Origin of the sequence: Ruminococcus sp. J1101004sp1_RTP21198st1_B9_RTP21198_201120 (assembly GCF_040924245.1) — a bacterium.
GTDB classification, from domain to species: domain Bacteria; phylum Bacillota; class Clostridia; order Lachnospirales; family Lachnospiraceae; genus Blautia_A; species Blautia_A faecis.
Map to the genome: position 1 here is coordinate 1 of NZ_JBCOMI010000013.1, position 12,154 is coordinate 12,154.

The following is a 12,154-nucleotide window of genomic DNA, read 5'->3' on the forward strand; positions in this document are numbered from 1 at the left end:
CGGGCTACGGCAACTGAATTCGGGCAAAATATACCGCAAAGTGGGGCGTGCAGATTGCGGGAATGATTTTTCAAACACGCTCTAGTGCAAAGGTCCGTTCAAACAGCCGACAGAAACATTTTTCAGCTTCTGTCGGCTGTTTTTTTACTTCTATCCCCTCTTTTTCTCCAGCTTTTATGTTCTTTTTTTCATATCAGCCCCATTCTTTCTTATATTAATGTTAATTTTTCAAGAATCTTCATCCTTGCATTGAAATTCTATAAATTTTTCAGTATAATGATTTCGATACGGGTCTCACAGTGAGACTCCTTTGAGAGCATAATCCGTTGCTGAACAAGCTTTGAACAGCAACTATAGTCTCAACCATTTAAAGGAGGAATTATATTATGGCAACATGGAAAAATCTTGACACACTTGATTCTTTTGGCAAACTGAAAGAGCTTAAGAATCACGTAGACATTGCGGCAGCTCTGTCTGGTGAAGAAGGTGGCAAGCGTGTAGCTGATTATAGTACACCAATGGCAGCTGGTCTTTCTTACAACTATGCAGCCAAAGAAGTAGACGAAACCGTTTTATCCGCACTTGCGAAACTGGCTGACGAGGCACAGCTGATCGACAAATTTCAGGAATTATATAATGGTGCAGTGATCAACACCGGAGAGAAACGTATGGTTCTTCATCACCTTGCACGTAAGCAGCTTGGTAACCCGGTTGTTGTAGATGGTGTAGACAAACGTGAATTCTACGTTGCCCAGCAGAAAAAAGCTGCTGATTTTGCAAATAAGGTTCATGCTGGTGAGATCACCAACGAAGCTGGTGAGAAATTCACCACAGTCGTTCAGATTGGTATCGGCGGAAGTGACCTTGGTCCCCGTGCTCTTTACATCGCACTGGAGAACTGGGCGAAGGCCAATAACACATTCAAGATGGAAGCGAAGTTCATCAGCAACGTTGACCCGGATGATGCAGCTGCAGTACTTGCTTCTGTAGACCTTGCACACTCCTTATTCATCGTTGTATCCAAATCCGGTACAACCCTTGAGACACTGACCAACGAAGCATTTGTAAAGGATGCCCTGACAAAAGCAGGTCTGAATCCTTCCAAACACATGCTTGCCGTTACAAGTGAGACTTCCCCTCTTGCAAAGAGTGAAGATTATCTTACCGCCATCTTCATGGATGACTACATCGGAGGCCGTTACTCTTCTGTTTCCGGCGTAGGCGGAGCAATCCTTTCCCTGGCATTCGGACCGGAAGTATTTGCTCAGCTCCTTGAAGGTGCTGCAGCTGAGGATCAGCTTGCAACAAACCGTGACCTTATGAAGAACCCAGATATGCTGGATGCCCTTATCGGTATCTATGAGAGAAATGTGCAGGGATATCCTTCCACAGCTGTTCTTCCATATTCACAGGCATTAAGCCGCTTCCCGGCACACCTTCAGCAGTGTGACATGGAGTCCAATGGTAAAACCGTAAACCGTTTCGGCGAGCCGGTTAACTACGTAACAGGTCCGGTTATCTTCGGAGAGCCAGGAACCAACGGTCAGCATTCCTTCTATCAGTTATTGCATCAGGGCTCTGACATTGTCCCGCTTCAGTTCATCGGCTTTAAGAACAGCCAGCTTGGCGTAGATGTTGACATTGAGAACAGCACCAGCCAGCAGAAGCTCTGCGCTAACGTGGCAGCTCAGATTGTTGCATTTGCCTGCGGTAAAGAGGATGAGAACCTGAACAAGAACTTCAAGGGTAAACGTCCGTCCAGCATTATCATCGGTCAGCAGCTTACCCCTGCTTCCCTTGGTGCATTGCTTGCTCACTTTGAGAACAAGATCATGTTCCAGGGCTTCGTATGGAATCTGAACAGCTTCGACCAGGAAGGCGTTCAGCTTGGTAAAGTTCTTGCGAAACGTGTACTTGCACACAATACAGACGGTGCTCTTAAGGTATTCAGCGATCTTCTGAACATCTGATCTTTCAAACAGGCTCTAAAGCATATTTGAAAAATTTACGGCAGCCCGGGAATTTCCGGGCTGCCGTTTTTTTATGCTACATACTATAAAAACAGACCGCAGAAATCCTGTATTTTCATAATCCTCTGCGATCTGATTTCCATATTGACTTGTCTTGCAAAAAACCTTTTTCAAACCATTAATAAACTGACACTCAGGCAACCTGCACGCCCCAGATTTTCTTTGTTTCCAGGCCTCTGCCAGGCTTTCCTGTTACACAGATACTCTTATTTCTCCAGTTTCCAACACCATTATCCGAGAAACAGATTCCAGCACCATCTGCAGTCTTTTTCACCTGAATCTTCATTTCCAGATTCCGTACCTTGCCATACATCAAACTGGTCTTTACAAGCTCATCCAGATCTTTTTCCAGCTGTGCTTTATCCATATACACGCTAATCTTTTCCTCCGCCAGCTCTGCTTCCAGCCATTCCTGACCTGGTGTAAAGTATTTCTGTCTTGCCTTTACAAATTCATCTATAAAACTGTTAAGCTCCACTTTCTCATTTCTCTGTAATATCTTTCTCATAAAAGAAGCCTCCTTGCCTTAAAAAGCGTTACTGTTCGATTACTTCGCAGCAACTCAAAAATATCATTCTTTTTTCCTTTTCTGAAAGATATTATAGCTGTCTATGTTAAATTCTGTGTATTGCCAATGTTAAACATATTTAAAATAATTATACCTATTGTAAAGAGCAATATTAAAGTATCTTTTTTATAAAAAATCCCGCAATCCGTTATCATCAATACGGACTGCGGGATTTTCCACTAAAAGGCTGCGAGCCAGGGACTTTGGGAATGCGCTTTAAATTTTCCAGTACCCCGTACCACAAACAGCGCATTCAACCAGAGAACCGTCTTCTCTACTGAAAATTGTTTTCGCTTCTGTACTCCCACATTGTGGACAGCAGTTTCGCGCATTCTCCTCGCATCCTCCACCGGACACATTGTCCAACTCATCATCTGAAAGCTCTCTTTTTGTTATTTCGTCTTCCATCAAAAATATCCCTCCATCCAAAATCAATTAATTCTGTGTTTTGGTGGAAGTAGGATCCCAGTAGGTTGCACCGCAGCAGGCGCAGGTTACATAGGTGCAGCCATAAAGCGGCTCTCTGGAAGAAGCCTCCGTACTTCCGCATTTCGGGCAGCTGTATCCTACGTCGCAGGAATCACCGCCTGTTACATTGTCCAGCTCATCATCTGAAAGTTCCTGGGTTACCGGGTGTAATCTGGCATACATTTCTTCTGCCTGTGCAGCATCAAGCTCCATGCCGTTTTCCTTCGCCAGTTTCTGAAGTTCTTCCACAGATCCGGTTCCCTTTGCAGCTTTTAAAACTTCCTTTGTCATTTTGTTCTCTGCCATAGTCAAATCCTCCTTAAAATTATATTAGATTTACAGCCACCTTTTCCCCGGCAGGTCCACTCCATATGTATCTGCAGTCTGCATCATGCCTGAAAAAATGTGCTCTAAATTTCCATTAAATATCAGTACCCGGATTATAAGCAATTTCCGTATAATTCTCATATTCCTGCAATGCACTGACAGTTTTCTCATAATATCCCTGTCCGAAAAACACACATTTGGAGGGATCTGCCCCCAGTTTGTCCCCGGTCAGCACAATTGCCAGTGCCCGGCATCCTCCCGCACAGTATTTGAAATACTTACAATTTCTGCATTTTCTGTCGTGCTCCCGGATTTTGTCCACAGTCGTACATACCTCACACAGATACTGGCTGTCACTTAGCAGATGCTTCAAAGATTCCTTTTTCACATTGCCAGGGATATCCCCATTCAGTTCGTAGGTGCCAGACAGCTGATGACAGGGAAATATATTTCCATTGGCTGCAACTGCCACCATGCCTCTGACCCCCTTGCATACTGGAAGCGAATCCCTGTATTCCTTTTCCCGGTACAAAACAGGAATCATCCCATAACTGCCAGATACAGGATACAGACGCAAAAACTGCCAGATGATCACATCCATTCTGCAGCCCGTTTTCATATATGCACTGGCAAATTCCAGCATTCTGTCATAATATTCCGTCAGTCCCAGAGCAGCATCACCTGCATTTTCCTTCCACCTTGGGGCCTCCGATGTGCGGATGATGCGCATTTTCCACACCCCAAGGCTGTCCATAAGCTTCGCTGTTTCCAGAAGCGTATCCAGATTGTGTCTGTGCACATTTGTCTGAATCATTACTGGAAAATCATTTGCCCTGCACAAACGGATGGCCCGGATTGCATCCTCCTCAGCTCCTTTTCGTCCACGAAGCCAGTCATGATGTCCGATTCCGTCAAAAGAGATCTTCATTAAAGGACGGATTCCTCTTTCCTTCATCTGGTTCAACACTTCCTGCCTGAGAAAATAGCCGTTGGTATTGATCTCTTCTACATACATTCCTCTTTCATAAATTCCCGTCAGGATGTCCATAAAATTCCTGTGAAGCATCGGCTCCCCGCCTGTGATAGTAAATGCATTTACCCCACATTCCCTCGCCTCATCCAGAAATTTTTCTGCTTCCTTCAGGAACCACTCGCTCATGGATGGGGCATTGTCAGCTGCATTAAAGCAATGAAGACAATTATAGTTACACTTCCCGGTTATCATCCAGTTTACTTTTGGAAAATACCGATTCTCGCAATGTCTGTATTTCTGCCAGTCTGTCAGATTCTCTTCCCCTCTGCAGGGATGAATAAAGCCTCTGGCTGCCATAGTTTCCAATAAATCATCCGCCTCCTGCTCCCTTTTTCCGTCGCAGGAACGCAAAAGCTCAAATTCTTCTTTTTTCAGCCCTTTGGCATATGGACTTCCCTTCCGGTAATATGCATAGGGAACCTGCTGCCAGGAGCGTAAGGCAATCCGGGAATCAAGTATATATCGCATAAAATATCCCCTTATCTCTTTTTATTACAGCGCATCCAGACGCTGCCGTTTTACCAGTTCTGCAAAAAAGCCGTTTTTCTCTAACAGTTCTTCATATTTTCCATCTTCAATGATTTTCCCTTTATCCAGCACAAGAATTCTGTCACACTGTTTAATAGTAGAAAGCCGATGGGCGATTACAATTCTGGTACACTTCAGACCATCCAGGGCTTCTGACACTTTTTTCTGGGTCAGATTGTCAAGGGCACTGGTGGCTTCATCAAGCATAAGCAGCCTGGGTTTTTGTGCAATAGCTCGGGCGATCATCAGTCTCTGCTTCTGTCCTCCGGAAATTCCGCCGGAGCCTTCAGAAATCATTGTATTCATTCCCATAGGCATTTTCCGGATATCCTCTGCAATACCCGCCAGTTCTGCTGCCTCCCAGGCATCCTTCTGTGTCAGCCATGGCGCCGAGATCACAATATTGGAATAAATATCCCCCTGAAAAAGCTTACCATTCTGCATGACTACGCCAATCTTCTGCCTGAGCGATTTCAGATCAATTTTATCAAGATCTTTTCCGTCATAATAAACGGCTCCCTTCATAGGTTTCTCAAATCCAAGGAGCAGACGCATAAGGGTGGACTTCCCGCAGCCAGTCTGGCCTACAATTGCCACATACTGTCCCGGGTGGATTTTCAAAGACAGGTCATCCAGTACAAGAGGCATGTTTTCATTGTACCGGAACGATATATGATTCAGCTCGATCCCGCCTGAAATCCCTGTAATCACCTGTTTTCCGCTGGAAACCTCGGGCACTGTCTCAAAAAGCGACTTTACCATTTCCAGTGTAGGCCTTATCCTTGCTACTGTAAGAGCAATTCCTGCCAATGACAGAAAAGCTCCGGATACCATGCCGTATGCAGTATTAAAAGCATAGTAATCCGCTACGGAAACGCCAGACCGGATTGCTGCGTAATACATCACAATAGTACCCGCAAGGGAAATCCCTGTACTGATCACAGCATTTATTTTAATAAATACAGGAGGATTATATTTAAGTTTTGCTTCTTTGGCATATAAATCTCCCCATCTTGCAAAAGCCCTTTTCTCAGCCCCTGAAAGCTTTATTTTCTGGACACCAGTGATCATGGCGTATGTCATTCCACTTTCTTTTCCTGCAAGCTCCATCTGTCTTCTGGAAATTCCCATCTGTACCAGGGAAGAAATAACAGAAAACGCAACCGTCACCGCTACAATAATCAGCGCCGGTGCCACAAGTGCCGGTGCAAACGCAAAAATCTGTGAGATATAGATAAGGGAAAAAACGGAAGTAATCCCTGTTGTAAATACTGTAGAAACCAGCATATTGCAAAGTGAGTTGATCTGGCTGGCACGGCTGGACAACTCACCTGCGCTGTACTTTCTGAAAAAACTTGCCGGAAGGGACATTACCCGCATCATGGTTGCAGCCTCTACAGACAGGCTCAGCTTCGTTTCCACCCTGGCAGTTACCATCGCACTTACTGCCTCAAAAAGCAGGCTGCTTATTGCAGTGCACACCATAAAAACCGAAATTGCAAAAAACAGCTGCATGCTTCCAGAAGGCAGAACCTCCGAAAAAATAAGCTGGTTGATCTTCGGTGTCAGCATCCCCACAAAAGTCACTGCAAGTGCGGCAAGAACCATCATCCCGTAATCGGCCCCGGAAAGTGTCTCCATTATGTATTTTGCCAGAGAAGGGATTCCCATCTTTTTCATGGGAAAAGGTTTATAAAATGCAAGGGCCTCTTTTTCAAACAAATCTTCATTTCCATGGGTTATCTTTCTTCTTTTTCCAGCTTCAATGTCATAATAGCTGTAACCAGACACTTTTCCGGGAAGAAGAGCTACGATCTTTCCGGTTTCTTTCATAACGCCCAGCATGGCACCAATTGCATCCTTATACCAGCCTTTTTCCAGATAAACCGTGCGGCGCATGATTCCATAGGGGCGCATAAGGTATTCCAGCTGTTCATTCATATCCTCAATGGAATCCGGAACCTCCCTGCTTTTTACATGGTAAAATTTCAGGATCTCATCGATTTCATTCTTGGCAACAATACGGTCGTCATTCAGCGAGGCAAGCACCTTCTCCCCCATAACGGCACCTGCCATTTTCACAAAAGAATCTGCGAAAGCATCGTCATCGCTCTGCTTTCTAAGTTTTATCTGTTCGTCAAACCAGCCCAATGCTTCCGCCTCCTATTCATTTGATACCAGCATGGTGTACATTCCGCCGGCCCTCATAAGTTCTTCATGTGTTCCCCTCTCCACGACTCTGCCTTCATCCAGCACAATGATCTCATCGCAGTCCCGGATGGTAGAAAGTCTGTGTGCGACCACAATACAGGCAACACCTCTGTCCTTTATAGATTTCACCACATTGTATTCTGTTTTTGCGTCAAGTGCACTGGTGGCTTCATCCAGAATAACAATGGTAGGATCCTGTGCCAGAACTCTGGCAATTTCCATTCTCTGGCGCTGTCCGCCTGAAAAATCCTTTCCACCTTCTGTCAGCCTGTACTGATAACCTCCCTCACGCATCATAATATCATCGTGAAGCTGTGCATCCCGTGCAGCCAGGATCATTTCAAAATCTTCGATGGAATTGTCCCACATTTTAATATTGTTCGCTATAGTGTCCTCAAACAAGATAATGTCCTGATCTACCACAGCCAGGGAACCGGTAAACACATTCCGGTCTATCTCTGATATCTTTTTACCGTCAAAAAGGATTTCGCCGCTCCATGGGGCATACAGACCTGATATCAGTTTGGACAAAGTGGATTTGCCGCAGCCGGAAGGTCCAACGAAAGCGACTCTGCTGCCCGGCTTCAGGGACAAATTGAAATCCCTTATCAGCGGCTGGGCAAGCCTGGAGTAGCCGAATGTGACATTTTTCAGTTCAATGTGACCGGATAATTTTCTGTACTCCTCTTCCGGACTGGATTCTGTTTGCAACAGGCTTTCCGAATGATTTTTCAAACAGGCTTCAGGCTCTTTCCCATCTGCTTTTCCCCATATAACGTCTTCCGGATAATTCATAACATCCTCGACACGCTCCATATCCGTACGCATTTCCTGTAAAGTCTGACCTGCTGCGATGAGACTGGCTGCCGGAGCCATAAACGAATTCAGAAAGCCTTGAAATGCCAGGATCATACCCACAGTAAACCTTCCCTGCATTGCAAAAAACACTCCTGTCATCAGAACTGCTGTGTTGCACAGAGTACTGATAAGCCCTGGAAGAAGTCCCAGCACACTGTTCAGTTTCCGGAATTTTACTGCTCCTGTATTGGCTCCGGCCTGATAACCTGCCCATTTTTCAAAAAAGCCATTTTCTGCGCCGGTAGCCTTAATGGTTTCGATCATCTCAATACCAGCCACGGCTGCTCCTGCAAGTTTGCCTGCATTTTTCAGCTGGACACGGGCAATGTTTACCCTTTTTTTCGATATTATGTTAGAAAGAAGCAGATTCAGAAATACAGAGGTTACACCCATCAGCGTAAGAACAGGACTGTACCTTATCATAACCACCAGATAAAAAATCATCATCAGCGAATTCAAAACCAGCGGCGCAAACGTATTCACCAGCCCTTCTGCAACAGAAGCATTGGTATTCTTGCGTACCTGAATATCCCCTGCCATGCGCTGTGAAAAAAATTCTACAGGCATTCTCAGTATTTTCCACATGAATGTGGCATTTCCAACCATATCCAGCTTTCCATTGATTTTCAGGGAATATACCTGCTGAATCCACATAACAGTCAACTGTACCACTCCCATGAGAATCATTCCTATGAGAAAAGGAAATACCCAGTCCGGATTCTCTCCGGTCAGCAGCCGATCCATAAAAATACGGGAAAAAGCAGGATTTATAATGCCGATCAAGGAAGAGATCAATGTAGTAAGGACAACAAATGCAATCGCTGTGCCTGTGCCTTTTAAGCGTCTTTTCGCATAACGAAGTACAGAGGCTGGCTTTCCTCCTGGCTCAAAATTCTCAGAAGGCTCAAACTGCAGACTGATTCCGGTAAAAGCTTCATCAAAAGCCTCCATTGAAACCGCATAGGTTCCTTTGGCAGGATCATTTATAACAGCTTTATTTCCTCGAAAGCCATCCAGTACCACGAAATGATTAAAATTCCAATGGATGATACAGGGAAAACGGCCTGTTTTCTTCAGATCTTCCGGTTCATAGCGGTATCCTTTGGCTGTAAGCCCATAGCTTCTTGCAGCTTTCAGTACGTTTTTTGCACTGGAACCGTCACGGGATACGCCGCATTCGAAGCGAACCTGCTCCAGCGGGATCCATTTCCCATAGTAGGCGAGTATCATGGCAAGACTTGCTGCACCGCATTCCAGAGCCTCCATCTGCATGACTACAGGAACCTTCGCCACCCCTTTTGTGATCGGCTGTTTTACTTTTTTCTCAGCACTCATTATGGTCACCTCAATTTATTACAAATGACATAGGTGACACCCGGTTCGTAACAAGCTCTACCTTGTAGATTCCGTCTGCCAGCCCTGTATGGATGGTTGCTGTGTATACGCTTTCATCCACTGCAAAAGCAGCACTTTCCAACTGTTCCTCTTTTAGCTTCACAGGGATTTCGGATATCTCCGCAATTTCATATTCTTTCCCATCTATATACACTGGAGTTCCTTTTTTGACATTCCGGATATCTGTTTCTTTTATATAACATGTGATTTTTCCTGCTTTTGCAGTTCCCACAGTCTCTGTTTTTGTATCAAGATGACCGAATATCCCCCACACGCACACCCCGGCCAGCAGTATGATGACAGCCGCCAGAATCATCCATATGCCCGGGTTTGCCACCCGGATATAATCGTTCAGCTGCTCCGGGGAGGAAATCCGGTCCAGACTTTTTTTCCGAAATATCTGATCACTCATAACCTGCAGCCTCCTTTTTGCTTATAGTTATTATCTTTCATTTGTCTTGCGTCCCCGCTTTAACTCTATCCTGCATCTCTGTTTTAACTCTATCCTGAAAGCGATTTCTATATACACAATTATTTCCGTCTGTTAATATACCCAAGTTCCCAGAATGCTACTGCACTTGCGGCAGCCACATTTAAGGAATCCACACCGTGAGACATGGGAATTTTCACTGTATAATCGCAATCTGCAATCGTCTGTGAGGAAAGCCCGTCTCCCTCTGTTCCGAGAACAATAGCCAGCTTCTCTTCTGCTTGAAGTGTCTGGTTGTCAATTCCCACAGAATCATCACGCAATGCCATGGCAGCTGTTTTAAACCCCATATTTTTCAGCAGCTGCATTCCCTCTCCGGGCCAGGCAGTTTTTTTCAAAAGTGTTCTGCATTTTAAATCCATTTTCCAATTCTGTTTTCGTTATTTATTCTACTTGTAATTGTAAGAGAATATGGATGAAAATGCAATATATTTGTCCTCAACAGGCAGATTTTTAGAAAAATACAAAAAAAGCCCCGAAAACCTTATAATCACTGTGAAACGTAGTGTTTATAAGGCTTTCAGGGCCTTTAAATACTTAAATTCAGACTTATTAAAATAATATAATAAAAACTTAAGTTAATGGATTATTTACCCATCTGCTTTGCGAAGTATTTGTGAACAGGCTTTATTTATATGGATTTGCGCGGTTCTGCTCATAAAGCTTACGCAAATTTGACGCAACTTACTGAATAAACTGGGGGTTCTGAACTTATTCTAATTCGGAATGGATCCGGCTCTTTTTTTCATACCTACCAGCCAAACGCATCACGAATCAGTGCCCCCGTTTCCCCGTCTATGTAAAACAGTTCCTGTTCGTCCGGGGAATCTTTCCACTGGTAAGGGCAGCGAAAGCTCCAGACAGGTCTGTATGTGATTCCGTCTGCGGTTTCATCAATATAGTATTCCAAACATATTTTTGTAACTGGAATCGTGGTGGATTCTGTTTCCTCCGCAGTGTCCTGTTCCGTGAAGAGACCAATTTTGCCTTCTTTTACATATTGTTCCACTGACTTCATAATTTCTTCCATTGGAAGCATAGTAACTGTTTCTTCCACTTTCAACTGAAGCGGAATCGGTATGTTGAAATAACAGTCTTCAGGCGCAGGGCCAAAGCCTGCAGTTCCCAGATAACCATGCTGAGAAAGCCCGCCCACCGGGATCCCATTCAACAGAATCTCTGTATCGTAATAATCATATCCCTCCGTCATGTTGCTGATTGATTTTCTTACATACTGCTGTTTCCGGATCATATTTCTCATTCGCTCCCGTAGCATCTGAAGGATTTTCTGAGTCTGTTGTTTCCTGTGTACTCTCTTCCGTAGAATCCGAAATGGGTTCTACACCAGTATCTTCCGCCTGCATCTTTCCTTCTTTTCTGTATTTTTCTATAATATCCCGTACTTCATCATTTAACGGAAGGGTTACTGTAAGGGTCTGCGGCGTATATCCTCTGTAAGCATCCTCCGCAGGCAGTGCATAAGCCAGCATTCCTTCTGAATCTGTAAAAGAACCAGTTTTAAAAATCTTTCTGAAAGCTTCATCATCTTTCCAGGTGTAATAGATCCTGCCGTTATAATCCGGATATGCCTGAATGGTCATGGAAACCTCTACCTGGGAATCTTCATTTAATATTTTCTCTGTCAAAGCATCATCATACAGGGTAATATGTCCATAATAGAGATCTTCCCCGTCTATCTTATTCAAAGTTGCAAGTGCATCTTCTCCATTCACTGTCGCATGGTCACGGCAGCTGAGCGTATAATTCTCCACCGCCCCGGAAGGATCTCCAAGAAAGCTGAAACCGCTGCCATCAAAATACGCTTCTGTAACAGACAGCATAGACTGGTTCCAATCCCTCTCCTTTGGCGTTATATGATAAGAAGTCACATCTTCCACATTTTCTGCAGTTGAATCAGGTTCTGTGACAACCATTTGAACAGCTTCCTGTTCTGTAACCCCCTGCTGCTCCAGTTCTTTGTGAAGCCATCCAAGTTTTGTTGCAAGTACGCCGGTGCTGACGCCTAATACAGCAGCCACAGGAAGAAGAATCCGGATTATTTTTTTCTTATTCCCTGAATTTTTTGATCTTCCTTTATCTGATTTTACAATTAGATTCTTCGTGCTGCTCATTCTCTCATCTGGAGAATCCAAAATTCCCTTCAGAACATCTTCCATAGCTTTATCAATATTGTCCGGTATCACAGTTTCTTCTTTTAAAATTTTTCTGATTTCTTTTTCATCCAT

10 protein-coding genes and 2 pseudogenes are annotated in these 12,154 nt (G+C 44.3%); 2 read left to right on the top strand and 10 right to left on the bottom strand.

Annotation, left to right across the window (positions count from 1 at the left end; genetic code table 11):
- Positions 1-26: 26 nt before the first annotated feature.
- Positions 27-218, top strand: a pseudogene (locus AB5618_RS10365) (DUF6783 domain-containing protein); the annotation flags it as partial.
- 168 nt (positions 219-386) lie between these two features.
- Complete coding sequence (locus AB5618_RS10370; protein ID WP_173772044.1) at positions 387-1,970, top strand: glucose-6-phosphate isomerase; 1,584 nt, start codon at positions 387-389, stop codon at positions 1,968-1,970.
- A gap of 193 nt (positions 1,971-2,163) precedes the next feature.
- Here AB5618_RS10370 and AB5618_RS10375 read toward each other — a convergent pair whose 3' ends face one another.
- The 10 genes and pseudogenes from AB5618_RS10375 to AB5618_RS10420 form a co-directional block, all read right to left on the bottom strand.
- Positions 2,164-2,538, bottom strand: a complete 375-nt coding sequence (locus tag AB5618_RS10375; protein ID WP_148461890.1) for a hypothetical protein — start codon at positions 2,536-2,538, stop codon at positions 2,164-2,166.
- 276 nt (positions 2,539-2,814) lie between these two features.
- Positions 2,815-3,006 carry a bacteriocin gene (locus AB5618_RS10380; RefSeq protein ID WP_118579498.1) on the bottom strand — a complete coding sequence of 64 codons (192 nt, stop codon included), beginning with the start codon at positions 3,004-3,006 and terminating at the stop codon, positions 2,815-2,817.
- A 27-nt stretch (positions 3,007-3,033) separates the two neighbouring features.
- Complete coding sequence (locus AB5618_RS10385; RefSeq protein ID WP_118579495.1) at positions 3,034-3,372, bottom strand: hypothetical protein; 339 nt, start codon at positions 3,370-3,372, stop codon at positions 3,034-3,036.
- Between the two features lie 115 nt (positions 3,373-3,487).
- On the bottom strand, positions 3,488-4,894 hold the full coding sequence (locus tag AB5618_RS10390) for a radical SAM protein (protein WP_173772045.1): 1,407 nt from the start codon (positions 4,892-4,894) through the stop codon (positions 3,488-3,490).
- A gap of 24 nt (positions 4,895-4,918) precedes the next feature.
- On the bottom strand, positions 4,919-7,105 hold the full coding sequence (locus AB5618_RS10395) for an NHLP bacteriocin export ABC transporter permease/ATPase subunit (protein ID WP_173772046.1): 2,187 nt from the start codon (positions 7,103-7,105) through the stop codon (positions 4,919-4,921).
- Between the two features lie 12 nt (positions 7,106-7,117).
- On the bottom strand, positions 7,118-9,358 hold the full coding sequence (locus AB5618_RS10400) for an NHLP family bacteriocin export ABC transporter peptidase/permease/ATPase subunit (RefSeq protein ID WP_368365955.1): 2,241 nt from the start codon (positions 9,356-9,358) through the stop codon (positions 7,118-7,120).
- 10 nt (positions 9,359-9,368) lie between these two features.
- Complete coding sequence (locus AB5618_RS10405) at positions 9,369-9,830, bottom strand: hypothetical protein (protein WP_173715916.1); 462 nt, start codon at positions 9,828-9,830, stop codon at positions 9,369-9,371.
- Positions 9,831-9,949: 119 nt separating this feature from the next.
- Positions 9,950-10,240 (bottom strand): annotated as a pseudogene (locus tag AB5618_RS10410) (TrmH family RNA methyltransferase); the annotation flags it as partial.
- 419 nt (positions 10,241-10,659) lie between these two features.
- Positions 10,660-11,160 (bottom strand): hypothetical protein, encoded by a 501-nt coding sequence (locus AB5618_RS10415; protein ID WP_226837628.1) that lies wholly within the window; start codon positions 11,158-11,160, stop codon positions 10,660-10,662.
- The gene (locus AB5618_RS10420; RefSeq protein WP_227199046.1) at positions 11,102-12,154 is read right to left on the bottom strand and encodes a hypothetical protein; all 1,053 of its coding nucleotides are present in this window, start codon (positions 12,152-12,154) and stop codon (positions 11,102-11,104) included. Before AB5618_RS10420 ends, AB5618_RS10415 begins: the two co-directional genes overlap by 59 nt.